Below are 26,849 nucleotides of genomic sequence, written 5' to 3' on the forward strand. Positions count from 1 at the left end.
CCGCGCCGGGGAACGGCCCCCGGCGCGGAGCACGATGCAGTCATTGGTATGATGGCCTCGATGCCTTCCTCAACCCGCACCCTAGTGATTATTCCTGCCTGGAATGAAGAAGCCGCCCTCCCGGAGACCATCCGTGAAATCAAGGTTTCCGCCCCCGACTGCGATGTCCTGGTAGTCGATGACGGTTCCACCGACGGCACCAGGCGAAGCGCCCTGTCCGCCCGGGTAGACGTACTGACCCTCCCCTTCAACCTGGGGGTAGGCGGCGCCATGCGTGCCGGCTTCAAGTACGCCTACTGGCGGGACTATGACGCCGTCATCCAGGTGGACGCCGACGGGCAGCATGATCCGCGGGACATCCGGCGGGTCCTCGCCGGACTTGAACACTCCGACATTTCCATTGGTGCACGGTTCGCGGACCGCGGCAGCTACGAGGTTCGCGGCCCCCGCAAGTGGGCCATGCAGTTCCTGGCCGGCGTCGTGTCCAGGCTCGCCGGCACCAAGCTGACGGACGTCACCTCCGGATTCCGCGCCGGCAACCGCCGGGCCATCCGGCAGTACCTGGAGCACTACCCCGCCGAATACCTCGGTGACACCATAGATTCGCTTGTCGTGGCCATCCGCAGCGGTTGCTCCGTCACCCAGGTGCCGGTGGAAATGCGTCCCCGCCAGGCGGGCGTGCCGAGCCACAACCCGTTCAAATCCACCATCTACCTTGCACGGTCGGGGCTCGCACTGCTGCTGGCATTGACGCGGAAGCGCTCAACGCTCCCCACCGCAGAAAGCATGTCCTAATGTCCCCCGGCAGCATCATCACATTCGCTATTGCCTTCCTGACGGTCGCGCTGGTGTTCCGCATGCTCCGGCGCGGACAGCTCAGGGAGAAATACGCCATCCTGTGGCTGTCCCTGGGCGTGGTGACCCTGGTACTCACGGCGTTCCCCCAGATCCTCCTCTGGACCAGCCAGCTGCTGGGAGTTCAGGTTCCCGCGAACCTTATTTTCGCCGTCGCGCTGACCCTTCTCGTGGGCGTTACCCTTCACCTGTCCTGGGAACTTTCCACGGTTGAGGAGGAAGCCCGGGTCCTCGCCGAGGAAGTGGGCATCCTCCGCACCACCGTGTCCCGTATGGAGGACACCCTCGACAGCCTGGCCCGCGGGCACCTGCTTGAGCAGCCCACGGACGAGGCCGGACGAACGGACCAAAGGAACTAAGTGCCCGAGCGCCAGCACCACATTGCCTTCATCGTCAACAACTACCCGCCCAAGGTGGGCGGCCTCGAACAGCACGTCTTCGCCCTGGCCAAAAGCCTTGTAAAGCTGGGCGTCAAAGTGACGGTGGTTGCCCTCGGCAGGGACATCGGCGATTGGGACGATGACGGACTCAACGTCGTCCGGCTCCGCGCAACACCCATGGTGGCCGGCGTCATTTCCTGGCCGTTGCCGGGAACCACTATGCGGCTCACGCGCTACCTGCGTTCCATCGGCGTCACGCACGTCTCCACGCACACCCGCTTCTTCCCCATGTCCGTGGTGGGTGTACGTGCGGCACGGCGCCTGAAGGTACCGTCCATCCACACCGAACACGGCTCGGACTACGTCCGCGGCGTCTCTCCGCTGGTGGGAATGGCAAGCAACACCGTGGACCGGACGCTCGGCCGGTACGTACTACGGACCGCAACCAAGGTCCTCGCGATCTCCGAATCCGCCCAGGCCTTCGTGCAGCAGCTCTCCGGCCGCCGCGCCGCCGTCTTCCACAACGCCATCGACGTTGCCGCCTTCACCGGTGTCGAGCCGGAACTTCCCGCAGAGAAGCTGGTTTTCCTGGGCAGGATCGTTCCGGGCAAGGGCTGGGAGCGGGCCCTGGCCGTGGCGTCGAAGGTCCTTCCCGAGCGTCCCGGCGCGAGCATGCACTTCATCGGCGACGGCGCCGAACGCGCGTCCCTCGAAGCTGCAATCGCGCCGCTCCCCTTCAGGGACCGGATCCATGTGCATGGCTACCTGCGCTCCCCCGAAATATGCCGGATCCTCAGCGGAGCCATCCTGCTGAACCCCACCCGCCTGGCCGAGGGGTTCCAAACCACCCTGCTCGAGGCCGTGGCTGCCGGAGCGGCCGTTGTCAGCACACCGGTAACCGCCGCAAAATACCTTGCCGAACGTGCACCATCAGTGGTCGTCGTCGATGACGACGACGACGCCCCCTGGATCCGCGCCACCGGGCGCCTCCTGGCGGACGGCTGGGCACCGGCTCCCGCCGAGTTCATAGCATCCTTCGACTGGGCCGAGCGCGGCCTGGAATACCTCGCCGTCCTGGACGAGCAGTGACCGCCCCCGGATTCCCGGGGAGCCGGTGATGAGCCCGCGCCTGCGCCTCTTGGTGCAAACCGTGTTCGGCGCCATGGCTTCAGCCCTGGTTCCGGTGCTGGCACTGCTCACCCTTGATGCCGCAGAGTACGGAACTTTCTCACTGGCGTACCTGATGTTTGCCTTCGGCTGGTCCTTGGAGCTGTCGATTATCTGCGACACCTGGGCCAGATCCGTCCGGCAGAAAACCGGTCCCAACGGCTGGCGGGAAGTGAGTCACGCCCTGATCCAGCTGTGCACGCTGGCCGGAGTGCTGGGCGGCGTGCTGGTGTTCGTTTTCTTCGGCGAGGGCGCAAACGCGGTGGCCATGGGCCTTGCCGTGCTCTTCAACCTTTACCGGCTGGGCGGCCGCTTTTTCAACGCCGCCTCTGCCAATTCAGGCCGTGCAGCCGTCTCCGATGCCCTGACGGTGCTGGTCTTCGTGGCCGGCTGGGTAGCCGGATTGCTGCTGGGCTTCACGGGACTGCTGCCCTTTGCCGTGGTCTGGGGCTTGTCCAACCTGGTCGGAGCCCTGGTCTTTATGCCTGTATGGGGCGGCCGTCCCTACGGCATCGGCGGCTGGATCAGCTCCCACCGCAAAACCATCAAGCCGCTGCTCACTGACTCGGTGCTGATGGATGTGGGGGCCATTGCGGTGCCCACCCTCTTCGCTCCGTCCCTGGGGCCGGCCAACTTCGGCATCTACCGGGGCATAGCCAGCGTTGCCACGCCCGTGCAGTTGATCCTCGATCCCCTGCGTCCGGTCCTCTCCCACGTCGAGCCCAAGACTTCCAGCGGGCCCAAGATCCTGGCAGGCGTACTGGGTGCCGCCGTTTTCCTGTCCCTCGCCTGCTACGCGGTCCTGGTTGCGGCCGTGCCGCGCACTTTCCTCCAGGACACCGTGCTGGGCAGCGTTGCCGGCTACGCACTGCCTGCCTCGGTGTTTGTGGCCTCCAACCTCTTCGGCCATTTCTACTACGTCTGCTCGCGGGGCCAGCTCGTGGCCCGGAGGCTGTATCTGGGACGTGTTGTGCAAACGGTGCTCAGCGTCCTGGGTCCGACGGCGGGGCTGCTGGCCTACGGGCTGTCCGGCGCCATTTGGGGCTTCACGCTGGCCAGCGTGGCCTCTTCGGTTGTGTGGTTCGTGCTGCTCCGCCAGCAGGCCACGACGGCTGCCTCCGCCGCCGCGGCTCCGCGCTAGCCTCCGATGACCTGCAGCCATTCGCTGCGCCATGCCTGGAAGCTGAACTGCTCCGTGACCGTCTTGTAGGCACGGTCTCCCAGGGCGGCGCGTTCCGCGTCACCGGCGGCAAGCATGTCATGAATGGACGCTTCCCATTCGTCTGCCGTGGAGGGCGCCTCGGCGCCCATGGCTGCGAGGACCGAGCGGTTGGTTCCCACCGGGCTGCCGAGCGCTGGAAGCGCTGCGGCGCCGTACTGGAGCAGCTTGTAGGCGCACTTACCGCGGGCAAACGGGTCATCCGCCAGCGGCATGATACCCAGGTCTGCGTTGTGCAGCTCCTGGGCGAAACCGCTTTCGCTCCACTGCACGCGGTCAACGATCGCGTCCAGGGGTCCGAGGGAACGCTCCCCCGCACTGATGACCCGAAGCCGGATCGGCCTGACCCGGTTGACGCGGAGCAGGGCATCGGCGATAGGCGGCAGGAACTGTTCCGTGGCCGGGGACCCAAGCCACACCAGAGTCGGGACCTCGTTCAGCGAGTAGTCCGTTTTCTTCGGGTACAGGTCGGGGTTCACGCAGCTGGGGATCATCGTGACGTTGCGTGAAAACTTCGATGCTTCTTCAGCGAGATAGTCGTTGCCCGCGATAATCCGGTCAGCCGCCTCGACGGACCGCCGCCATACTTTGTCCTTGGGCCAGAGGCTGTAGGGAAACGGCGCGGCCGAGTGGAAGATGGCGTCGTCGAAGTCGTAGACGGACGTCTCGGCGCGCTGCAGCAGCTTCGCCTCCAGCCGGCCGTTGCTGAGCGGGGAAGCTTCCCGGCTCATCAGCAGCACACCCGGAATGGTTTTCATCGCCAGCCGGCGAAGGGCTGTTTCTGCGCCCAGCGCCTTGTCCACGTTCCGGGCAAGGGTGGCGATGCTGTTGTCGCCTTGGTCCGTGTAGGTGTACTTCCGGGCGTCCAGGCCCAGGAAGTCCAGCCATTCGTAGATGCGGACCCGGGCACTGCTGCCTTTGCGTCCGTAACTGGCCACCGTGGTCAGGTTGTGCACGCCGCTCATTCGGCACGCTCCCGGTCCGCGAGCCCGGCGACGTACGCTGCAAGCCGTTCCTGCGCCGGCGGGGGCGTGAAGCCCGTGGCACGCAGCTTGTCCAGGTCCAACACGCTGTTCAAGGGCCGCGGAGCCGCGCTGCGGCCGGCAAAGTATTCTGCTGTGCTTACGCCCGTAACCCTGTCACCGGGCTTACCCAGGAGGACAAAGACTTCCCGGGCCACATCCGCCCAGGCCATGGACGGGCCTTCATTGCTGACGTTATACGTGCCGTAGGGGGCGCCCGCGTCCAGGAGGTGCACGATGGCGCCGGCGAGGTCCTCGGCGAAGGTCAGCCTGCCGATCTGGTCATCAACAACGCTGGGGGAAACACCGCGCTCCGCCAAAGCCGCCATGGTCCGCACGAAGTTGTGCCCCTCACCGATAACCCAGCTGGTACGCAGGATATAGTGCCGGGGAACGGTGGCGACGGCGAGGTCGCCGGCCGCCTTTGTTTGGCCGTAAACACCCAGCGGCGCGAACGGTTCATCCTCCGGGTGGCCCGCCCGGGCTCCGTCAAAGACATAATCGGTCGAAACATGCACGAGTGTAAGGTGGTGCTCCTGCGCCAGCCGGGCCAGTTCAGCCACTGCCGCACCGTTGACCTGCCAGGCGTCCGCGCGGCCGCTGCCCTCGGCGTCGTCAACCGCCGTATAGGCCGCAGCGTTGATGACGGTCGAGTAGTTCTTCCAGTCCACCTGCGCCAGGGCCGATGGATCACTGAGGTCCAGCTCGCCCCGCCCCGCGAATTCCACGTCGGTGCGGCCGGCCAGCGCCTTCCGCAGCGCCTTCCCCAGCTGGCCGTTGGCGCCGAGCACCAGGGTCCGGCGCGGCGGCATGGGCGGAACATCCGAAAGCCGGGGATGGACACGGTCCTTGGCGGAGATTTCGGCACCGGCCAGGTCCAGCGGCCACGGGATCCCGGCCGTCTCGTCGGCCAGGTTCAGGAACACATACTGCGACTGGGCTTCCGCTGACCAGTGGTCATTGACCAGGTAGGTGTACGCGGTGGAGTCTTCCAGGGTCTGGAAGGCATTACCCACGCCGCGCGGAACGTAAACGGCGCGGGACGGGTCCAGTTCGGTGAAGAACGTGCGGCCGAACGTGCGGCCCTCGCGCAGATCCACCCAGGCCCCAAAAATCCGTCCCGAGGCCACGGAGACGTACTTGTCCCAGGGCTCGGCGTGGATACCCCGTGTGGCACCCTTCTTGGTATTGAAGGAGACGTTGTTCTGGACCGGGTTGAAGTCCGGCAGGCCAAGCGCAACCATCTTTTCGCGCTGCCAGTTCTCCTTGAACCAACCGCGGTTATCGCTCATTACCGGCAGTTCACATACCAGGAGGCCGGGAATGGGTGTCTCCGTGACGGACAGCGGCTTTGGGCCGGACGCGCCGGTCACTGTCCCTGCTCCTGGTACTTCGCTTCGGTGGCCTGTTTCTGCGGGCGCCACCACTGCTCATTGCGCCGGTACCAGTCCACGGTTGCTTCCAGTCCGTCCTCGAAACGCCCGTAGGCGGGAGTCCAGCCCAGTTCGGACCGGAGCTTCGACGAGTCGATCGCGTAGCGAAGGTCGTGGCCGGGGCGGTCCGCTACCAGGTCGAAGGCGTCCTGGGGCTGGTCCAGCGCCTTGAGGATCAGGGCCACGACGTCGCGGTTGGACATCTCCCCGTCGGCGCCGATCAAGTACGTTTCTCCGATCCGGCCCTGCTCAATGATCCGCAGGACGGCGGAGGAATGGTCGTCTGCGTGGATCCAGTCCCGGACGTTGGCGCCGGAGCCGTAGAGCTTCGGTCGGACGCCGTCGAGGACGTTGGTGATCTGCCGCGGAATGAACTTCTCCACGTGCTGGTAGGGGCCGTAGTTGTTGGAACAGTTGCTGATGGTCGCCTGCAGTCCGAAGGAGCGCATCCACGCCTTGACGAGCAGGTCGGAACCGGCCTTTGTGGAGGAATAGGGGCTCGAGGGGTTGTACGGCGTGTCCTCGGTGAAGCGCTCCGGGTCATCCAGCTCCAGGTCCCCGTACACTTCATCGGTTGATATGTGGTGGAACCTGGTGCCGTGGCGCCGGGCGGATTCGATCAGCGTGTAGGTGCCGATGATATTGGTATCCAGGAACGGACGCGGATCATGGAGCGAATTGTCGTTGTGCGATTCAGCGGCGAAGTGGACGACGACGTCGGCGGCTTCCACCAGGGGGTCGACGGCGGCGGCGTCGCAGATATCACCGACCACCAGCCGGACGCGGTCCTGCGGCAGCGATTCCAGGGAGCGGGGATTGGCAGCGTAGGTCAGCTTATCCAGGACCGTCACCACGTAGTCGGTATGCCGAACCAGATGGTGGACGAAGTTGGAACCAATGAATCCGGCTCCGCCGGTCACAAGAATGTTTCGCATGATTCAAGCCTACTAGTTTGGTGAGGCTACCTTTGGCACGCGATGATGGACGCATGCGTGGAATAATTCTCGCCGGCGGCACAGGATCCCGGCTACATCCAATCACCATGGGCGTCAGCAAACAGCTGGTTCCGGTCTACGACAAGCCGATGATCTACTACCCGTTGTCGACCCTGATGCTGGCCGGCATCCGCGACATCCTGATCGTCACGACTCCTGCGGATTCCGAGCAGTTCCAGCGGCTGCTGGGCGACGGTTCCCGCTTCGGCGTTTCCCTGTCCTATGTGGAGCAGAAGTCGCCCGACGGCCTCGCCCAGGCATTCATCCTCGGTGCGGATCACATCGGCAACGGCCCCGTGGGCCTGGTACTGGGTGACAACATTTTCTACGGTCCGGGCATGGGTACGCAGCTGCGCCGGTTCACTTCCCCGGACGGCGCCGTGATCTTCGGCTACCAGGTGGCCGATCCCACTGCCTACGGTGTGGTGGAGTTCGCGGACGACGGCAAGGTCCTCTCCCTTGAGGAAAAGCCGTCCGACCCCAAGAGCAGCTATGCGGTCCCGGGACTGTATTTCTATGACAACGACGTCATTGAAATTGCCCGCAACCTCCGCCCCTCCCCCCGGGGAGAACTGGAGATCACCGACGTCAACTCCACGTATCTCGCGGAAGGACGCCTCAAGGTCGATATCCTGCCCCGCGGCACGGCCTGGCTGGACACGGGCACGTTCGATTCCCTGAGCGAAGCCACCGACTTCATCAAGACCGTGCAGAAGCGCCAGGGACTGTCCATCGGCTGCCCGGAAGAGATCGCCTGGCGGCTGGGTTACCTCAGCGATGAGGAACTGCTGCGGCTGGCCGCGCCCCTGGTGAAGAGCGGGTACGGCGCGTACCTGCAGAAGCTGGTGGATTCCGAGCAGGGCCGCCGTCGGTGAACTGGGTATACGTTCTCCCCTATTTCTTCTCCGGCTTCGCCTTCCTGTTCGTACCGGGGGTTGCGGTGGGTCTGGCCCTGGGGCTCCGGGGCGTCCCGCTCATCGGGCTCGCAGCGCCGCTGTCCATCTCGGTCATCTCCTGCACGGCCGTGGCCAGCGGAATCCTCGGACTGCCGTGGGGCTGGCCCCTCGTCGCGGCCGCCACCGCGGCTGCCGCCGTCGTTGTGTTCCTTGTCCGCCTCCTGGCTGACCGGTTCGCCGCCCGCAGCCGCCCGACCGGCCGCAGGGCCGCCGCCGTCGACGTTCAGGCGGGGTTCCCGTGGCAGGGTACGGCACCTGCCCTGGCTGGCATTGCCGCCGGTGCGCTGATCATCGCGTGGCGCTTCATCCACATGATTCACCGTCCGGAATACATCTCCCAGACATTCGACGGAGTCTTCCACCTCAACGCCACCGAATACATCCTGGAGACCGGTACGGCGTCGTCGCTGACCATCGGGCGGATGGTCAATGAAGGCGCGGACATCTCCTTCTACCCGGCCGCCTGGCACGACTACATCTCCCTGCTGGCATCCACCGGCAGCATTTCCGTTCCCGAAGCCATCAGTGTCGGGAACATACTGATCGCAGGCCTGGCCTGGACCACCGGATGCGTTTTCCTGGTCAGCCGCATTCTCGGCACCCGGCCCATGCCGCTGCTGGTGACGGGTGTCCTGTCCGCAGCCTTTGCCGCTTTCCCCTACCTGATGATCGATTTCGGTGTCCTGTACCCGAACCTGCTGGCGATTGCCCTCATGCCCGCCTGCCTGGGCCTGGCCGTGTCGGCCGCAGGTGCCTCCGTCCGCAAGGACCTTGGCCGGTGGACAGCCCTGGCTGCACTTGTGCTGGCCCTCCCCGGCATGCTCCTGGCGCATCCCAGCACGCTGATTTCATTTATTGCCCTGACCCTTCCCTTGGCTGCACTGGCCGCCGCCCGGTCATGGCAAGGCCTGCAGGGCAGGGGCTGGCTGCGGGTCCTGCCACTCGCCGGAACCGCCCTCTACGGTGTGCTGACCGTGGTGCTGTGGAGCAGGATCCGTCCTGATCCCACGGCGGCAACATGGTATCCGGTCGAATCGGCGGCGCAGGCGGCCGGTGAAGCCTTCCTGAGCGCTCCGCTCGGCCGACCGGTGCCGCTTATGGTGGCAGTCCTGACCTTTGTAGGCGTCGTGTACTGCGCACGCAACTTCCAGCGGCTCTGGTGGCTGCTGGCCTCCTTCGCGGTCAGCTGCATGCTGTTCGTTATTGTGGCCGGCTTCCCCTGGGGGGATCTCCGCACAGCCTTTGCCGGCGTGTGGTACAACGACCCGTACCGCCTGGCGGCCCTGCTGCCCGTCCTGGGCCTCCCCGTGGCCGCCGTCGGCGCCTGGTCGGTGGTTGAGGCTCTCCGCGGCGCATTCGCCGGCCGTTTTGGGACCAGGCATGCGGCTGCAGCTCCGGGGACGACGGACGGCGCCGAGGCAATCGAGTCCGTCAAGACACCACGCGGCCGCTACGTTTTGCCGACCGTTGCGGTTGTCCTGCTGGTGGTTCTGGCCTTGACCACCCAGGGGAAGAGCATCGACACGGCGCAGGCGTCCGGCGCAGCGAACTTTGCCCTGACGGACGATTCGCCGCTGCTTTCCGCTGATGAGTCCGAGCTGCTGGAACGGGTTCCGGAGGAAGTCCCGGAGGACGCCGTCGTCGTCGGCAGCCCCTGGACCGGCGCCTCGCTGGTTTATGCCCTGTCCGGGCGCCGGACACTGATGCCGCACATCTTCTATACGCTCTCCCCCGAGGGCCAGACCGTGGTCGACCGCCTGGACGAGATGCTCACGGATCCCGCCGTCTGCCAGGCCGTCGAGGACCTGAACGCCTACTACGTTCTCGACTTCGGACCAAAAGAGGTTCACGGCGGCGACCACCCTTACGCCGGGCTGGATGATGTCGGCGCCGCGAGCGGGTTCGAGCTCGTGGACCAGGAAGGCAGTGCCAAGCTGTACCGCGTAAGCGGCTGCGGGTAGGCCGTTCCTGGAACCTGAGCCTTAACGCCGCCGGCCCGGTACTCCCTGCAGGGGGTACCGGGCCGGCGGCGTTTAAGGGTGCGTCAGGCGCGCATGCGGGCGACGACGTCGTCCACAGGTCCGTCCATAATGACCCTGCCGTGCTCCAGCAGGACACCCCGCTTGCAGATCCGGGAAACCAGGTCCAGGTCGTGGCTGACCACAACGAGGGTCTTGCCCTCCCCCGCCAGTTCCTTGATCTTGTCGATGCACTTCTTCTGGAAAGGCTCGTCGCCCACGGCCAGAATTTCGTCCACGAGGAAGACCTCAGGGTCGGTGTGGACCGCCACGGAGAACGCCAGGCGAAGGTACATACCGGAGGAATAGAACTTCACCTCGGTGTCGATGAACTGGCCGATCTCGGAGAACGCGACGATGGAGTCGAACTTCTCGTCGATCTCCTGCTCGGTCATACCCAGGATGGCACCGTTCAGGTAGACGTTGTCGCGTCCGCTCAGGTCATGGTGGAAACCGGCGCCCACTTCGATCAGCCCCGCTACGCGTCCACGCGTCCCCACAGTCCCGCTGTCCGGGTGCATAACGCCAGAGATGTGCTTGAGCAGTGTCGACTTGCCGGACCCGTTCAGCCCCAGCAAAGCAACGGTCTCGCCCTGCTCAACTTCAAGGGAAACATCCTTGAGCGCATGGAATTTCTCCGACAGATCGCCTTTCCGGCCCTTGATCAGCCATACAAAGGCTTCCTTCATGGAACGGGTATGCCGCAGCACAAACTGCTTGTTGACGTTGCGGATTTCGATGGCATTAGCCATTTTTAGAGCTCCTGGGCAAAACGGCCTTCAAGGCGGCGGAAGACAAACTGGCCGATTATCAGCACCAGCAACGATACTGCCAGCCCGATCGGCAGCCATTGGGACAACAGATGCGGCGGTATCGGTTCTGCTCCATCGGTGGTGGGAAGCCAGAAAGCAAAGTGGAAGGATTCCACGGCGACGGTCAGCGGATTGAACTGATAGATCGTGAAGGCGACATCGCCGAGCTTGTCCCGAACCATCATCCAGGAATACAGAACCGGAGAAGCCCAGGTCGCGATCATCAGCAGCATGTCCACGAGGTTTTCCGCGTCCCGGAAGTACACGTTGACCGCGCCGAACAGAAGGCCCAGCCCTGTCGCGAGGAGAGCGACGACGACGAACCCAACCACGGCCGAAGCCAGCTGCAGCAGGGACGGCCGCCAGCCGTTGAAGAAGCAGGCGACTATGAGGATCACAATCTGCGGCACGAAATGCACGGCTGAGACCCAGACGGAAGCCACCGGGAACAATTGCCGCGGAAGATAGATCTTCTTGATCAGGCCTCCGTTACCGACAATGGAACGGGATGCATTTCCCAGCGCCTCGGTAAAGAAGTTGATCAGCACAATGCCGGAAAACAGGTAAATGGCATAATTGGGCAGCCCCCTGGGATTGCCAGGGCTCTGTTCAAGACCCAGGAACACCCCAAGCGCGATGTAGAAGACGACAAACTGCACTCCGGGCTTGACGTAGGACCATAAGATGCCGAGGACTGATCCCCGGTACCGGACCTGCAGCTCTTTTGCCACCAGGAGCTTGAGCAGGAATCGCGACCGGACTACGTCAAGAAGGCCTCGGCCCATCCCCGGCCGGGTCATCGCCGTCGACGATGACCCGGCCCCAGAGTCACTCATGGGTGCCCCGCCTAAGCATTCTTGTCCGTTCCCGGGTCCACAGCCATGGCAGCGAATGTCTCGCTCCATGCCGCGGGGGAAGTGTATTCGGGCAGCTCGTTGCGGTATTCAACAGACAACCGGTCCCACTTCTGCAGAAGCTCCTTGTGCAGCTTCAGGCTGCGGGCAATCATTGCCCGGAACTTCTCATTGTCCCGCTTGTACCAGGATGCTCCGGTTCCGTCGGCTGAAGATACCAGGGCAGAGTCCAGCTGCGACAGCCTCCACCACCGGGCATCCATTGCCGGCACAACTGCTTCCGGATGTTCCAGGGCCTTGTCCCGCACGGGCATGATCTGCCGCGCCGCACCGGTTACCGCCTTGGTGAAGGCTGCCGGCATGCTGCGCGGTGCCGAAGGCATGATGCCCCGCTTGGGGGGCCGGACCCGCTGCGTGGACGGGAATGCTCCCACGTCGGTGGAGACCTGCGCGTCGGAGAATTCGCTTCGGCGCTTCCGGATCTCCGGCAGCTTGGTCTTAATGGTGTCGTGCAGGTGCCCGGGACCCTTCAGCACATCCTCCAGCGCTTCAAGCCGGAGCTCCACCGCTGAGTACTGCATGGAAAGCAGATGCCGCACGTCGACGGCGAAGCTCTCCTTCATGAGGTTTCCGCCCTTTTTGTACGGCGAGTAGATCATTGCCGCGACCCACCGGTTGCGCTGGTGGAAGTACGCCTGCCAGTCGATGGTGTCGTCCTTCTCCGTCCAGGGCATGTGCCACACAGCGGCGCCCGGGAGGGAGACCGTCTTGTAACCGCATGCCTTGGCACGGATGCCGAACTCTGCGTCGTCCCACTTGATGAAAACAGGAAGGGGAAGGCCGATGTCCCGGATGATCTGGGTGGGAATCAGGCACATCCACCATCCGTTGAAGTCAACATCCGCGCGGCGGTGCATCCACGGCGTGGTGCGGAGGTTGCTTGCGCTGAAGTCGTGGCCTTCCTTGGTCTCCTGGTTCGGACCCCAGTAGAAGCGCCACTCGTTGATGCTCTCGCCGAAGGTATGCAGCACCGAGCGCTCGTAGAGGTTGAACATGTGCCCGCCGACGATGGTCGGGGTGCGGGTGAAGTCGGCGAACTGGACGGCCCTCAGGACGCCCTCCGTCTCGACCATCACGTCGTCGTCCAGCAACAGGCAGTAGGTGCTCGTGCCGTCGTTGATGGTTTCGTACATGCCGCGCGCAAATCCGCCGGAACCGCCCAGGTTGCCCTGCTCCACCAACCGGAATTTGTCTCCCAGTACTGCCGCGGCTTCCTCATAGCCTTCCTCATCGCGGACCTTCTTGGTGCCCTGGTCCGTGATGATCAAGCGGTCCATGACCGCCAGGAGCTCTTCGGACTCGGCGAAGGTGCTGAGGTGGCGGACACAGAAGTCCGGCCTGTTGAACGTTGTGACGGCAATCGAAACAGATCCCGGTACAAAGCCTTCCGGCTTCGGTACCGACCACTGGGCGTTCAGGAGATTGACGCTGGAAGCGTGCGAGACCAGGTCAAACCAGTACCAGCCGCCGTCGCCGAACTGCTTGAGCGGCAAATCGATGGACAGGACGCCGCCGGTTTCCGTGGTGAGGCTCTCCACGCGGTTGGACGTGCCCCGCGCCGAGGAACGGTACACAACGACCGTTGCTTCGGCATCGGTCTCCACCGTCAGCCGGACCTGCTCGACATCGTTGTGCGCACGCCAATAGCTCGCCGGAAATGCGTTGAAGTAGGTCCCGAAGGATACGCGGCTGTGCTCCGAAAGCCGGACCTCGCGGCGGCCCGTGATGAAGTCGGACCGGCTGGATGCGTTGCCGGTGACGGCGCTTACAGCCGCGCCGCTGCGTGAGTTGCGTGAGCTTTCTTCTACGACGCGCTGGGCGGAGTTGAAGTCCACGTAGAGCGGCAGGGTGTCCATGTCGCCGTCAACCGGCAGGACGATCCGGTGGACCGTTTGCCACTGGGTGTCGGCAGCCGTCTCGGCCACCTCAGTTTTGGTCTGCGTTGCTGTGCTCACGCGTCAACTCCTCCGCTTTCAAGTTTCGCTCCACCGGTGAAGTGGGGCTTGATCTTATTGTCGTACATCGACAATGCCGAGCCGATCGCCATGTGCATGTCCAGATACTTGTAGGTGCCGAGCCGTCCGCCGAAGAGGACGTCCGTTTCGCCCTTTGCGAGGTCCCGGTATGCAAGCAGCTTTTTCCGGTCCTCCGCCGTGTTCACGGGGTAGTACGGCTCGTCGCCCTTTTCCGCAAAGCGGGAGAACTCCCGCATGATTACGGTGGCGTCCTTGGTGTAGTCGCGCTCGGGGTGGAAGTGCCGGAACTCATGGATCCGGGTGTAGGGAACGTCCTCGTCGGGGTAGTTCATGACCGAGGTTCCCTGGAAGTCCTCAATCGGAAGGACTTCCTGCTCCAGATCGATGGTGCGCCAGGACAGGTCACCTTCGGCGTAGTCGAAGTAGCGGTCGACGGCGCCGGTGTAGACGACCGGCACCTGGCCGCGCGTAGCGTCGCGGGAGAACTCGTGGTCACCGAAGAAGTCCGTCTCCAGGTGCACCTGAATGTTGGGATGATCGGCCATCCGTTCAATCCATGCGGTGTAGCCGTCTACCGGCAGGCCCTCGTACTTGTCGTTGAAGTACCGGTTGTCGTAGTTGTAGCGCACGGGCAGCCGGCTGATGATTTCCGCCGGCAGGTCCTTGGGGTCCGTCTGCCACTGCTTGCCGGTGTAGTACTTGATGAAGGCCTCGTACAGCGGGCGGCCGATCAACGAGATGCCCTTGTCGTTGAGGTTGGCCGGGTCGGTTCCGGCAAGTTCCCCGGCCTGCTCCTGGATCAGTGCCCGGGCCTCGACCGGGCCCATGGAGGACCGGAAGAACTGGTTGATCGTGCCCAGGTTGATGGGCATGGAGTACACCTCGCCCTTATGGCTGGTGTAGACCTTGTGCACGTAGTTAGTGAAGCCGGTGAAGCGGTTGACGTATTCCCAGACCCGCTCGTTGGAGGTATGGAACAGGTGCGCACCGTAACGGTGCACTTCAATCCCTGTCTGCGCTTCGTTCTCGCTATAGGCGTTGCCGCCAATGTGGTGGCGCCGGTCCAGGACAGCGACTTTCAGTCCCAGTTCCTTAGCGGCACGCTCGGCTACGGTCAGGCCGAAAAAGCCCGACCCTACGACGACGAGGTCAACGTTCACATTTACTCCTGTATATTTCCGGTACGCCCCAACCGGGCAGGCACCCGACGGTCAAGGTTATCCGAGATTTCGGCTTCAGGCATTTTCGACGGGGCGCGGCCGCCGTCAGACGGCGCCTCTCGGAGCGTCCTGCCGCCGTAGCACCGGCGTTTTGGCAGTACGGCCGGGACGTTGGTTATTGCCCCAAGAGGCAAAGTGACGCGGCCGAACCGGATCTGTTCCCCGTACTGCAGTTTACTGCGCCCGGCATTGCCGTCTGTCAGGGGCCGTCCTGTCCTCCACTGCCGCATTCTGCGCGACCCCTGTCCCGGGCAGCTGTGCGGCCGGGGTACGGGGAGGCCTGCAGCCCTAGCCTTTCTCCATCCGCTCAACGAGTCGAGGAGGGCCCCTTGCTGCTTCATGTAACCCTTGCCGCTGCGCCGGGCAGCCCCCCTGGGCCTGTGGGTGGGAGATGGAGCCGACGTGAGGTGGTGATCGAGTTAACAGGTGCTGCCGGCAGCCACGATGTTCAGGCCCGGCTCGCTGAGCGCTACGGCGCGTCCTGCTTCAGCATCGGGGGATTACCGCTGCACACGCTGAGCCCCGGCCGCGCTCCTTTTGTAAACGGGGCCGTCATTGTGTGCTCCGCCGGCAGCTCCGGACCGCCGGGCGGCCGCACTGCACGCGGGACCTCGGAAACGGGGACGGCCTCCCTGCTGATGGTTGTGTGCAGCGGACCCGACGCCGGGGGCATCACGCCCCTGCAGCGGGGCACCTACCGGATCGGGCGCCTCGGTTCTTCCGAAGCCCGGGCCGAGCGGCGGATAGGCATCTGTGACCCGGCACTTTCCCGGGACCATGCCCTGCTGGTGGTCGGCACCGATTCTGTTCAGGTGCGAGACCTTGGTTCCGCCAACGGCACCTGGGTCGATGGCAGGCGCATACGCGAGGCTGTCGTGGACACCGGCTCCGTGCTGCGGTTCGGCTACAGTTCCTGCCGGTTGGTGCTGCCTGCCGCTGTTCCGGACCCCGAAGCGGCCCCCGCTGATCCCTTTGAGCCGCAGACCGTACAGCTTTCCGAACACGCACAAAAAACCGGCCTCCTGCTCTTGGGGGCGCTCCTGCCGCTGGTCCTGGGCGTGGTCCTCGCCTTGGCCACCGGGATGTGGATGTTCCTGGCCTTCAGCGCGCTGTCCGCCGTGACTGCTATGGCAGGGGCTGCCGGGGCACGGCGCAGGCGCCGGGAACAAGCTGCTGCCATCGCCCTGGCTGCCGCAAAGGATGCCCGCGGGCGGCACCTGGCAGCTCCGGACCCGGGAACCATGGCCCTGGCCGCCGTGCTCGGATCAACGGGCCGCTTCATCAGCGGGGTGCCGGCTCCGGTTGCTGCGCCCGCTCCTGCTGCGCCGCAGGGCCCGGCAGCCGAATACCCGGTCCGCATCGGCATGGCACCCCAGCCCGCAAATGTGGTGCCTTCCCCTACCGCACAGCGTTTTTCTGCTCCGGTGATCCCCGACGCCCCCGTAATCCTCCGGCTGGGCAAGGACCGCGACATCTGCCTTCAGGGACCGGAGGCTGGCGCGCTGTGCCGGACTATCCTCCTGAACGCCGCATCTAATGCGGCTGCCGGCTCAGCCCTGCGCGTTGTATGCGCCGGCCGTCCGCCGGACCTGGAGCCGGCCGCACGCTTCCTCCCCGGCGTTACTCTTGCAGCGCTTCCCGATCCAGGCCCGCCCGCACTGCCGCCTGCCGCGGCACTTTTGCGGTCGCATCTGGAGCAAGCAGCGCCCGAGGCGGAAGCTGCCGTTATTGTGCTGTGCATCCCCGGCGCTTGGGCACTGTACGCCCAGGACCTGGCTGCCGCCCTTCCCGGCCCCCTGCGGGCCCGGATATGCGTCATCCGGCTCGGCGGCGGTCCCGCGGCGTCAACGGTGACTGTGTCATCCGGGCGGGGAACCCGGAGCGACGGCCCGGACACGCTGGAGTTCATACCGGACCTGGTGCAGGCCGCCGGCTTCGAACGCCTCAGCCGGGCAGCGGCACTTTCCCGGCACGCGGCCCCGGCAGCCGGCGGCCATGCTGACGCAGGGCGGGAAGATACCGGCCGGATTCCGTCGACGGCCGCCTTTGGTGAGTATCATCCCTCCTCCCCCGACAAGCTCCTGCGCGGCTGGAAACTCCCTCCCGGCGGCGCCGGGGCAGTTGTCGGAGTATCTGCCGCCGGACCAGTCACCCTGGACCTGGAAAAGGACGGCCCGCACTTCCTCGTGGCCGGAACCACCGGCTCGGGCAAATCCGAATTGCTGCGCAGCTTCGTCGCATCCCTGGCGGCCCGGGAGCCGCCCAGCGGCGTAACGTTCCTGCTCATCGATTTCAAGGGCGGTTCAGGCCTGGCACCACTGGCAGGCCTGCCGCACTCCGTGGGCCTGCTGACGGATTTGTCGGCCGGGAACGTATCCCGCGCACTTACGTCCCTGCGGGCCGAAGTCCGGCGGCGCGAAGCGCTCTTCGCCGGAACCGGAGCTGACAGTATCGCCGCCTACAACGTCCGCCCCGGGCCTGCAGGCACTCTTCCCCGCCTGCTCGTGGTGGTTGACGAATTCCGGATGCTGGCTGACGAGGTGCCCTCCGCCCTGCCGGAACTCCTGCGCATCGCCGCCGTCGGACGGTCCCTTGGCCTGCATCTGCTGCTGGCAACCCAGCGGCCGCAGGGAGCAGTGACCAGCGACATCCGGGCGAACATTGCCACCACCATTGCCTTGCGGGTCTCGTCCGCTGCCGAATCCCGCGATGTCCTCAATTCCGACTGTGCTGCCGGCATCCCTTCCGCCCTGCCGGGCCGGGCCTTCATTGCCAGAGGCGGTGGGCAGCCGCTGGCCTTCCAGTGTCTTTCCACCGCGCAGCACCCCGGCGGCAGCGGCATTGCCGTGACGGATCTGGCAGAGTATCTCCTCGCTCAACAAGAGGGCCCCCGGGAACCGTCCGCCGCCGCCCCGGATGCCCTGCAGGCCTACTGCTCGGCAGTCCGGCGTGCTGCGGAAAGGGGAACCTATCCGTCGCCCTTCCGCCCGGTTCGGCCGCCGCTCCCCCGGACCCTCACCCGCGAGCTCAGCGCACAAGCAGCCGCGGCATCGGCTGGGTGCGGTGCTTCCTCAACCGGGACAGTCCTGCTCGGGCTGCTGGACGACCCTGAAAACCAGAATCAACGGGAACTGTCCTGGCATCCGGGCACCGACTCCCATCTGGCGGTACTCGGTTCGCCGCGGGCCGGAACATCCGACTGCCTGCAACTGGTCACCTCCGGACTGGTGGCGGCCCAACCAGGCCGGCACCTGTATATCCTCGACGCTGACGGCAGCCTCGCCTGGTTGGCAGGTGCCGGGCAGACAGGCGCCTATGTGGGCCCGCAGGACACGAAACGCGCAGCACGCGTGCTCGCCTTTTTGGCCGGTGAAGCAGTGGCCCGGATGGCTTCCGCCGGAGGCGCCACCGCCGGCGGAAGCCACACTTCCCGGGCAGCCGAGATTACCCTCGTAGTTTCCGGATGGGCACGCTGGAGCACAGCCTTCCGTTCGGGGCGGGGCCTGGCGGGCGAAGATGACCTGGCGGACCTCGTCCGGGACGGAGAACGGGCGGGTATATGCGTAGTCATCGCCGGTGAGCGGGAACTGCTCAATTCCCGGTGTTTCCCGCTCATCCCCAACCGGTTGTTTTTTCCCGCAGATGCAAGCGCAGAGACGCTGCTGCTGTGGCCGCGGCTTCCGGCCATGGACCGCATCATCGGCCGCGCCCTGGTCCAGGGACGGATCGGAACGGCGGAAGGCCTTGCCGCGCAGCTCCTCGGACCGGAGCCGCACTCCGGGCTGCCCGGGTTGCCTGACGGGGTCCCTCCCCCGCACCGGATAGAGCCCCTGCCCGCGTTCGTTGCACCGGAGCGCCTGACAGCGCAGACCGGCACCGATTCCGTGGCAGTGGGTCTATGCGGAGATGAGCTGGGCACGGCCGCGGCGCAGGTCCCCCGGGGGTCGGTTTTCCTAGTGGCCGGCCCGCCCGGGTCGGGGCGCACGTCTTTCCTGCGCCAGATGCAGCGGGCGGCACATCCCTCATTGGATATTTTTTCCGGAAACAGTGCCGAGGACTTCCAGGAAAACCTCGACGTGTTCCTGGCGGCGCCCGGAACCGGCCTGGTCCACCGCCTGCTGCTGCTGGTCGATGACGCTGATCTGCTGCCGGCTCCGGTCCACCGCAGGCTTGCCGAGCTGCAGTCCCAGGGCGCGCGGCTCGTACTGGCAGCCGCATCCGGACCGCAGCTGACGGCCCGGGTGCCGCTGGCCCTGCAGGTCCGTTCGGCACCGCGGGGAGCACTCCTGTGTCCCGCGTCGCCCGTGGACGGGGATATCTTCGGCATCCGGATTGATACCGCGGTCAGGCGTCCTCCGGGCAGATGCTTCCTCGTGGAAGGAACACAGTCCGTGGAAGCCCAGACGGCCTATCGGGACGAATGAGGACCTTCACACGGCTCAGAAGGTTTTGGCGCCGTCGGTCAGCCGGCTTGTGTGGGCAAGTACGGGCTTGGTGAACAGCAGCACCAGCACGGCCGCGGCCGGCAGGAGCATCGCCAGGCCGGCGAGGACCAGTCCCGCCTGAAGCGTGGGAACGGCGATGATGACCACAAAGAGCTGCCAGACCACCGCTGCCGAGCGGGTCCACCGGTATCCGCGGAAAAAGAAGTGGCCCACGGCGAGCAGCCACACCGCAAGTGCTACAGCGAAGACCAGGGTGAAGATAGCCCCGCCCATGGACAGCGGCGTTGAAGTCGCAAGCTCATAGCCGTACCAACCGGCGAAGGCGAGGAGGCAAAGCGCTTCCAGTACGAGAACGGCAGAGATCACCAGGACGGCCGGGGTGCGTTTTGGTGCGTTTGGGGGTGTTGACACATAGGCAGAATACCGGAGACAGGCGCCGCCGGCGCTCCCTCCGCCGGTTAGTGGCGGACCGTGCAGCCCGCAGTAAGCCGCAGCACCGTGGCCGTCGGAGGGACCGCGCCGTCCCGGCAGGGCCCCGGTACAAAACACCCGTACTGTGATGCATCCCTCAGCACTGTGGCCATAATTTACGCTGCTTACCCCTTGTTTGCTTTGGCCTGACGTGCCACGCTAGATACAGGGAAATCAGGGGCCGAGACCGGCCCCTTTAGTTTGTAGTTGCTCGTGAATGTTTTCACAAACACGTAGGAGTCAACTCTTCAGAGGAGATAGTGATCAACATGGATTGGCGGAGCCGCGCAGCTTGCCTGGATAAAGATCCGGAGCTTTTCTTTCCCGTGGGCAACACAGGCCCGGCTCTTCTTCAAATCGAAGAAGCCAAGAGTGTATGCCGGCGGTGCCCGGTCATCGATACGTGCCTGCAGTGGGCCATCGAAACAGGCCAGGATGCAGGTGTCTGGGGCGGCATGAGCGAAGACGAGCGCCGCGCACTGAAGCGCCGCGCCGCCCGCGCACGCCGGGCCTCATAGCAGGACTTTCCGGAACGCCGGGTACGTCAAAGGGCCGTTGCCTCGCAGCAACGGCCCTTTTGCGTACCCGGTGTCTTTGCTGCCGGGTCCGGTTGGAACTGCTCAGGTGCGCCGGTACTCGGTATCGAGCCCCATTTCGATGGTGACCTGGGTGCCGCTGTTTTCGCCGGCGGACCACTCGATGGTCCCGTCGAGTTCGCTCTGGACCAGGGTCCGGACAATCTGCAGCCCCAGACCCTCCCTCCGCGGTCCCGGCGGCAGGCCCACGCCGTCGTCGGACACAGTGACGGTGAGCCTTTCCTCGCGCCCCGCCGGGCCGTGGCGACGGGCAGACAGGCCCACGGTTCCGCGGCGGCCTGCCAGTCCGTGCTCGACGGCGTTGGTCACCAGTTCGTTAATCACCAGGGCCAGCGGCGTAGCGAGGTCGCTGGGCAGTTCACCGAATGATCCTTCCCGGCGGGTGCGCACTTCCTGCGTAGGGGAAGCCACCTCGGCGGACATCCGGAACTGGCGGTCGATCAGCTCGTCAAAGTCCACGTTTTGCGTCAGTCCCTGGGACAGTGTCTCGTGCACCAGGGCGATGGTGGAGACGCGGCGCATGGCCTGGGCCAGCCCCTGCTTGCCTTCCTCACTCTCCATCCGGCGGGACTGCATCCGCAGCAAGGCGGCCACGGTCTGCAGGTTGTTCTTCACCCGGTGGTGAATCTCGCGGATGGTGGCGTCCTTGGAAACCAGTTCCATCTCCCGGCGGCGCAGCTCCGAAACGTCCCGGCACAGCACCAGGGCACCGAAGCGTTCCTTTTCGTCCCGCAGCGGAATGGCCCGCAGGGACAGGCTGACGCCCCGGGACTCGATCTCGGTGCGCCACGGCATCCGGCCCGTGACTACCAGCGGCAGCGTTTCGTCCACCATGCGCCGGTCCTTGAGCAGGGCCGTAGTGATTTCTGCCAGGGAACGGCCTTCCAGCGTTTCCATGTCCCCCAACCGGCGGAACGCGGACACACCGTTGGGGCTGGCATACTGCACAATCCCCTCGGCATCCAGCCGGATCAGGCCGTCGCCTACCCGCGGAGCTCCCCGGCGCGATCCGGTGGGCGTGGCGAAGTCCGGCCACAGCCCCAGGGTTCCCATCCGCAGCAGGTCATAGGCACACTGCCGGTACGTCAGCTCCAGCCGGGAGGGCATCCGCGAGCTGGACAGATCCATGTGTGAGGTCACCACTGCCAGGGTCCGTCCGTTCCGTACAAACGGGATGGCTTCCACACGCATGGCCGTCTCGGCGGTCCAGCTCGTTTCACTGGACCGCTCGATGTGCTGGCTGCGCCATGCTGTGTCCACCAGCGGCTGCAGGTCGGCCCGGATGCGCTCCCCCACGAAGTCGCTGTGGAACACGGTGTGCGACGTCGAGGGGCGGGCATGGGCCAGGGCCACGTACCCGCCCTCGGGCACCGGGAACCACAACGCCAGGTCGGCGAAGGCGAGGTCTGCCACCATCTGCCAGTCCCCCACCAGCAGGTGGAGCCATTCGGCGTCCCCCGGACCGAAGTCGGCGTGGTCCTTGATCGGGTCGGTAAAGATTGCCACGTGTACTCCGGACTAGCGGCGGACGATGGAACGCAGCAGGCGCAGCGCCACGGACAGTGAGGCCATGTCGTCCTGCTCCAGGCGGTTCACCTCGTTGAACATCTTCGTGGCACGCTGCAGGTGGTCTGCGTTTTCCTCTTCCCAGGTTTCCATGCGCTGTACCGGATCGGCCGCGTCGAGCTCAGGCGTTGCTTCCAGGGCAGCCGTGGTCATGTCCGCGACAGTCGAGTAGAGGTCGTCACGCAGGGCAGCGCGGGCCAGGGCCTGCCACCGGTCATCCCGGGGCAGCTTGGTGATCCGCTCGAGCAGGTCATCGATGCCGTAGCGGTCATAGACCGCGTAATACACGGCTGCCACGTCCGCCGCGGGTTCCCCGGCAGTCCGGCTGACGCGGGCGACGTCGAGGAGCCCGAAGGATTCGAACTGCTCGGCCCAGTAGCTGCCCAGGGCAGCGGGAACGTCCAGCTCCCGGGCCTTGTCCTCCAGCTCCTGCACCCGCGCTGCGTCGCCGCCGCGCAGATAGCGGGTCAGATCCGAAAGCAGCGGCCGCACCACCGGCTTGTACGCCTCGATGTCCTCGGCAATGGTGGTGCCCCGGCTCACATGGTTCACGAACCAGCGCACCGCGCGGTCCAGGAGCCGGCGCAGGTCCAGGTGCATCATGGACCAGGTCTGGGTGGAGAACCCGGCCGGCAGGGCGCCGAGTTCCGCAAGGACGCTGTCCACGCCGTAAATCTCCCGCAGCGCGGTGAAGGCGCGTGCTGCTTCGGCTTCGGTCGCGGACGTTTCCTCGATGATCCGGAAGGCGAAGGTGATGCCGCCTATGTTGATCATGTCATTGGCGACCATGGTGGAGATGATCTCGCGGCGCAGCGGGTGGGTGTCCAGCTGGTCCCCGAAACGCTCCACGATCTGCTTCGGGAAGTACCGGCGCAGGGTGCCCGCAAAGTAGGGGTCGTCGGCCAGGTTGGAGCGTGTGAGTGCCTTGGTCAGTTCGATCTTGGCGTAGGCAGCCAGCACAGCCAGTTCCGGCGAGGTCAGTCCCTCGCCGGCGGCGATGCGCGCATGCAGTTCCTCGTTGGTGGGCAGTGCCTCCAGTTGCCGGTCGAGGTCTGCGTGCTCTTCGAGCCAGTCCATCAGCCGCTCAAAGCTCGGGCTCCATTCCAGGACCCGCTGCCGGTCATTGAGCAGCAGCATGTTCTGGTCGATGTTGTCCTGCAGGACCAGCTGTCCCACCTCGTCGGTCATGGAGTGCAGGAACGCGGCGCGTTCCGCCGGGTCCAGCCGTCCGGCTGCGACCATCCGGTCGACGAAGATCTTGATGTTCACTTCGTGGTCGGAGCAGTCGACGCCGGCGGAGTTGTCGATGGCGTCGGTGTTAAGGATGACGCCGGCGCGGGCGGCTTCTATGCGGCCGCGCTGGGTCATGCCCAGGTTGCCGCCTTCGCCCACCACCTTGACCCGCAGGTCCCGTCCGTCCACGCGGATCGGATCATTGGCTTTGTCGCCGACGTCGGCCGAGGTTTCGCCGGAGGCCTTCACATAGGTACCGATGCCGCCGTTGTAGAGCAGGTCTACGGGTGCCTTCAGGATGGCCTTCAGGAGTTCCGGCGGGCTCATCTTGGTTACCGAATCGGCGAGCCCAAGCACCGCGCGGACCTCGGGCGAGAGCGGGATGCTCTTGGACTGCCGCGGGAAGATCCCGCCGCCGGCACTGATCAGCGTCTCGTCGTAGTCCGCCCAGGAGGAACGGGGCAGTTCGAAGAGCCGGCGGCGTTCGGCGTGCGATGCGGCCGGGTCCGGGTTGGGGTCCAGGAAAATGTGCCGGTGGTCGAACGCGGCCACGAGCTTGATGTGTTCGGACAGCAGCATGCCGTTGCCGAACACGTCACCGCTCATGTCGCCCACGCCCACCACCGTGAAGTCCTCGGTTTGGGTGTCGATGTCCAGTTCGCTGAAGTGCCGCTTGACCGATTCCCAGGCCCCGCGGGCGGTGATGCCCATGGCCTTGTGGTCGTATCCGACCGAGCCGCCGGAGGCGAAGGCGTCGCCCAGCCAGAAACCGTACTCCGCCGAGATGGAGTTGGCGATGTCGGAGAACGACGCCGTGCCCTTGTCGGCAGCGACCACAAGGTAGCTGTCGTCCCCGTCGTGGCGGACCACGCGGGACGGCGGAACCACTTCCTCGCCGGTTTTCGTGACCACGAGGTTGTCGGTCAGGTCCAGCAGGCCGCGGATGAAGGTGCGGTAGCTGTTTTTGCCTTCTTCCATCCACGCTCCGCGGTCCACGGCGGGATCAGGCAGCTTCTTGGCGTAAAAACCGCCCTTGGCGCCGGTGGGCACGATCACGGCATTCTTGACGGTCTGCGCCTTCACCAGGCCAAGGATTTCAGTGCGGAAGTCCTCGCGCCGGTCAGACCAGCGCAGTCCGCCGCGGGCCACTTCACCGAAGCGCAGGTGCACGCCTTCAACCCGCGGGGAGTAAACCCAGATTTCATACTTCGGGCGCGGGAACGGCGCACCGTCAATGGCGCCGGTGTTCAGCTTGAAACTGACGTATGCCTTGTCCTGGTAGAAGTTCGTGCGCAGGGTGGCGTTGATCAGGGTGGCGAAGGTCCGCAGCACCCGGTCGGCGTCGAGCGTGGGAACCTGCTCAAGGCCGGCCTCCAGTGCAGCGCCCGCCTGCTCGACGGCGTCACGGCGCTCTTCTTCGGTCAGGTCCGGGTTAAAGCGGCCTTCGAACAGCGCGATCAGGGTGTGTGCGACGTCGGGATTCGCCAGGAGCGTGCCGGCAACGAAACCGTAGGAGTTGGCGGTGCCGACCTGGCGCATGTATTTGGCGTACGCACGCAGGATCACCACCTGGCGCCAGTGCATGCCCTGCTGCAGGATCAGCCGGTCAAAGGCGTCGGACTCGGCGGTGCCCGACATACCGGCACGGAAGGCTTCGGCCAGCAGCGTACCGGTCTTCAGCGGGTCGATGCCCGCCGGGTACACCAGGCCCAGGTCATACAGGTAGAAGGTGGTCCCGTCGCCGCGCCGGATCTCGAACGGCCGCTCGTCCAGGACTTCGAGGCCGAGATTGTGCAGGAACGGCAGGATCTGGGTCAGCGACTTCGGCTCGGTGAGGTACAGCTTCAGCCGGGCGTCCGCCTGTCCCTCGCCGTCCCTGTCCTCGGGAACATAGACGAAGAGCTCCGGGGCCGTGTCGGGCCGGGCAACCCGTGCCTCGAACCGGGCAATGTCCTCCATGGCGTCTTCGACTTCGTACGCCACCCGGTAGGCGGCGGGGAAGGCATCTGCCCACAGGGCGGAAAGCTTTTCCGCCTCAGGCCGCGCGAATTTGGTGCGGACCACTTCTTCGATGCCCTCGGACCAGGACCGGGTGGCCGTGACCAGCCGTGCCTCCAGTGCCGCGGTATCGACGTCGGTGATCTCCCCGCCGCGCGGGAGCCGGATGCGGAAGAACAGCCGGGCCAGCGCGGACTCGGTCATCCGGGCCTCGTAGTCGATGGACTCGGCGTTGAAGGTGGCACGCAGCTCGTCCTGGATGCGCAGCCGGACCGGCGTCGTGTAGCGGTCGCGCGGCAGGAACACCAGTGCGGACATAAACCGGCCGTAGATGTCCGGGCGCAGGAACAGCCGCGTGCGGCGCCGTTCCTGCAGCCGCAGGATGGCCAGGGAGGTATCCAGCAGTGCGGCCGGATCGATCTGGAACAGTTCGTCGCGCGGGTAGGTCTCCAGGATGGAGAGCAGGTCCTTGCCCGAGTGGGAGTCTGCAGGGAATCCGCAGCTGCGCATAACGTCGCGGACCTTGTCACGGACAATGGGGATGCTGCGGACGGATCCGGTGTAGGCACCGGTGGAGAACAAACCGATGAAGCGGCGCTCACCGTTGACGTTGCCCTGCTCGTCAAAGCGCTTCACGCCCAAGTAGTCGAGGTAAGCGGGGCGGTGCACGGTGGAGCGCGAATTGGCCTTGGTGATCACCAGGGCACGTTTCTCGCGGGCTTTGGCCCGGCCCGCCCCGGTCAGCCGGTGGATCCGGCGGGAGGAGGACTGCCGACCCAGCAGGCCCAGGCCGCTGCCCTCGGTGGGCCGGAGTGCGTCTTCGCCGTCTTCGGTGATCAGGTCATATTCCCGGTAACCCAGGAAGGTGAAGTTGCCGTTGTCCAGCCAGGTCAGCAGTTCCCGGGCCTGCTGCAGGTCGGGAATATCGCGGGCGCCCGGAATGGTCTCCAGTGAGCGGGCAATCTCGTGCACCTTGGTCCGCATGGCGGGCCAGTCGGACACCGCTACGCGGACGTCGTCCAGGACTTTCCGAAGGCCCTCAACCAGCTGGGTCCGCTTTTCTTCATCGGCAATCCGGGCCACCTCGACGGCGATCCAGGACTCCACCCGGGTGGTGCCGCCGTCCCCGCCCAGCAGGTCGGCCAGATTGGGGAGGGCTGCGGTGTCCCCGCTGGACACGCCGGCGGCAGCAGGTACGCGCCGCACCTGCTGCAGTCCGCCGGTGACCGCATCGCGGGTGGCAAGGAAAATGGGGTGGACCACCAACCGGATGGCGGCGTTGCGGCGGACCACTTCCGCCGTGACGGAGTCAACGAGGAAGGGCATGTCGTCCGTGACGATAAGGATGACGCTGGTATCCCCCTGGTCCACGACGTCTACGGCAGCGGTTCCCTCCGCCCGGGTCAGGGCCAGCTCCATATGCTTCTGGGCCCGCTCCCGCAGTACCGACGGCGGGTACGCCTGGGCATCTTCACGCGCCAGATGCTCGTAGTAGTTCCCGATGAATTCATCCAGGGAAGTGTCCGAACTTAAAAGATCCGCCATGCTGGATCCTGACGACATGTAATACGCC

Annotated in this window: 18 protein-coding genes; 8 read left to right on the forward strand and 10 right to left on the reverse strand. The window is 65.4% G+C overall.

Annotated elements, in window-relative coordinates:
* The first annotated feature begins 51 nt into the window (after nt 1-51).
* The 4 genes from LOC57_RS00340 to LOC57_RS00355 are packed head-to-tail and all read left to right on the forward strand — an operon-like array spanning nt 52 to nt 3,543.
* Nucleotides 52-795 carry a glycosyltransferase family 2 protein gene (locus tag LOC57_RS00340; protein ID WP_227913879.1) on the forward strand — a complete coding sequence of 248 codons (744 nt, stop codon included), beginning with the start codon at nt 52-54 and terminating at the stop codon, nt 793-795.
* A complete protein-coding gene (locus LOC57_RS00345) occupies nt 795-1,214 on the forward strand; it encodes a DUF2304 domain-containing protein (RefSeq protein WP_227913736.1) in 420 nt (139 codons plus the stop codon). Before LOC57_RS00340 ends, LOC57_RS00345 begins: the two co-directional genes overlap by 1 nt.
* The gene (locus tag LOC57_RS16475; RefSeq protein ID WP_229957474.1) at nt 1,215-2,324 is read left to right on the forward strand and encodes a glycosyltransferase family 4 protein; all 1,110 of its coding nucleotides are present in this window, start codon (nt 1,215-1,217) and stop codon (nt 2,322-2,324) included. It abuts the gene before it with no gap.
* Nucleotides 2,325-2,352: 28 nt separating this feature from the next.
* Entirely contained in the window at nt 2,353-3,543 is a 1,191-nt protein-coding gene (locus LOC57_RS00355) for a hypothetical protein (RefSeq protein ID WP_229957476.1), read from the forward strand.
* Here the strand turns inward: LOC57_RS00355 and LOC57_RS00360 are convergent.
* The 3 genes from LOC57_RS00360 to rfbB are packed head-to-tail and all read right to left on the reverse strand — an operon-like array spanning nt 3,540 to nt 7,011.
* Nucleotides 3,540-4,586 (reverse strand): hypothetical protein, encoded by a 1,047-nt coding sequence (locus tag LOC57_RS00360; protein WP_229957478.1) that lies wholly within the window; start codon nt 4,584-4,586, stop codon nt 3,540-3,542. The genes LOC57_RS00355 and LOC57_RS00360 overlap by 4 nt on opposite strands.
* The gene (locus LOC57_RS00365; protein ID WP_331460618.1) at nt 4,583-6,016 is read right to left on the reverse strand and encodes a bifunctional dTDP-4-dehydrorhamnose 3,5-epimerase family protein/NAD(P)-dependent oxidoreductase; all 1,434 of its coding nucleotides are present in this window, start codon (nt 6,014-6,016) and stop codon (nt 4,583-4,585) included. Before LOC57_RS00365 ends, LOC57_RS00360 begins: the two co-directional genes overlap by 4 nt.
* A complete protein-coding gene (gene rfbB, locus LOC57_RS00370) occupies nt 6,013-7,011 on the reverse strand; it encodes a dTDP-glucose 4,6-dehydratase (protein ID WP_227913729.1) in 999 nt (332 codons plus the stop codon). Before rfbB ends, LOC57_RS00365 begins: the two co-directional genes overlap by 4 nt.
* Before the next feature lie 53 nt (nt 7,012-7,064).
* Here rfbB and rfbA point away from each other — a divergent pair, with 53 nt between their 5' ends.
* Nucleotides 7,065-7,946 carry a glucose-1-phosphate thymidylyltransferase RfbA gene (gene rfbA / locus LOC57_RS00375; RefSeq protein WP_227913727.1) on the forward strand — a complete coding sequence of 294 codons (882 nt, stop codon included), beginning with the start codon at nt 7,065-7,067 and terminating at the stop codon, nt 7,944-7,946.
* Nucleotides 7,943-9,988, forward strand: a complete 2,046-nt coding sequence (locus LOC57_RS00380; protein ID WP_229957482.1) for a DUF6541 family protein — start codon at nt 7,943-7,945, stop codon at nt 9,986-9,988. The genes rfbA and LOC57_RS00380 overlap by 4 nt, the downstream gene beginning before the upstream one ends.
* 83 nt (nt 9,989-10,071) lie before the next feature.
* On the opposite strand, the gene LOC57_RS00385 is transcribed toward LOC57_RS00380, so the two are convergent.
* From LOC57_RS00385 to glf, 4 genes are read right to left on the reverse strand one after another with little or no spacing between them, the layout of a single operon-like run.
* Nucleotides 10,072-10,797, reverse strand: a complete 726-nt coding sequence (locus tag LOC57_RS00385) for an ABC transporter ATP-binding protein (RefSeq protein ID WP_227913724.1) — start codon at nt 10,795-10,797, stop codon at nt 10,072-10,074.
* A gap of 2 nt (nt 10,798-10,799) precedes the next feature.
* Nucleotides 10,800-11,693 carry an ABC transporter permease gene (locus LOC57_RS00390; protein WP_229957484.1) on the reverse strand — a complete coding sequence of 298 codons (894 nt, stop codon included), beginning with the start codon at nt 11,691-11,693 and terminating at the stop codon, nt 10,800-10,802.
* Nucleotides 11,694-11,704: 11 nt separating this feature from the next.
* Nucleotides 11,705-13,726: a glycosyltransferase gene (locus tag LOC57_RS00395; RefSeq protein WP_229957486.1), complete on the reverse strand. Its 2,022-nt coding sequence runs from the start codon at nt 13,724-13,726 to the stop codon at nt 11,705-11,707.
* Nucleotides 13,723-14,907: a UDP-galactopyranose mutase gene (gene glf, locus LOC57_RS00400; RefSeq protein ID WP_227913717.1), complete on the reverse strand. Its 1,185-nt coding sequence runs from the start codon at nt 14,905-14,907 to the stop codon at nt 13,723-13,725. The genes LOC57_RS00395 and glf overlap by 4 nt, the downstream gene beginning before the upstream one ends.
* 467 nt (nt 14,908-15,374) lie before the next feature.
* Between glf and LOC57_RS00405 the strand changes: the two genes are divergently transcribed.
* The gene (locus LOC57_RS00405; protein WP_229957488.1) at nt 15,375-19,391 is read left to right on the forward strand and encodes an FtsK/SpoIIIE domain-containing protein; all 4,017 of its coding nucleotides are present in this window, start codon (nt 15,375-15,377) and stop codon (nt 19,389-19,391) included.
* Between the two features lie 15 nt (nt 19,392-19,406).
* Here LOC57_RS00405 and LOC57_RS00410 read toward each other — a convergent pair whose 3' ends face one another.
* Nucleotides 19,407-19,823, reverse strand: a complete 417-nt coding sequence (locus tag LOC57_RS00410; protein WP_229957490.1) for a hypothetical protein — start codon at nt 19,821-19,823, stop codon at nt 19,407-19,409.
* Nucleotides 19,824-20,152: 329 nt separating this feature from the next.
* Here LOC57_RS00410 and LOC57_RS00415 point away from each other — a divergent pair, with 329 nt between their 5' ends.
* Nucleotides 20,153-20,401 (forward strand): WhiB family transcriptional regulator, encoded by a 249-nt coding sequence (locus tag LOC57_RS00415; RefSeq protein WP_055239553.1) that lies wholly within the window; start codon nt 20,153-20,155, stop codon nt 20,399-20,401.
* Nucleotides 20,402-20,503: 102 nt separating this feature from the next.
* Here the strand turns inward: LOC57_RS00415 and LOC57_RS00420 are convergent, their stop codons facing one another.
* Both LOC57_RS00420 and LOC57_RS00425 read right to left on the reverse strand, forming a co-directional pair.
* Complete coding sequence (locus LOC57_RS00420) at nt 20,504-21,985, reverse strand: sensor histidine kinase (protein WP_227913712.1); 1,482 nt, start codon at nt 21,983-21,985, stop codon at nt 20,504-20,506.
* Between the two features lie 12 nt (nt 21,986-21,997).
* On the reverse strand, nt 21,998-26,839 hold the full coding sequence (locus LOC57_RS00425; protein WP_229957492.1) for an NAD-glutamate dehydrogenase: 4,842 nt from the start codon (nt 26,837-26,839) through the stop codon (nt 21,998-22,000).
* Nucleotides 26,840-26,849 lie beyond the last annotated feature (10 nt).

The sequence above is a fragment of the Arthrobacter sp. zg-Y750 genome (assembly GCF_020907365.1).
Taxonomy (GTDB): domain Bacteria; phylum Actinomycetota; class Actinomycetes; order Actinomycetales; family Micrococcaceae; genus Arthrobacter_B.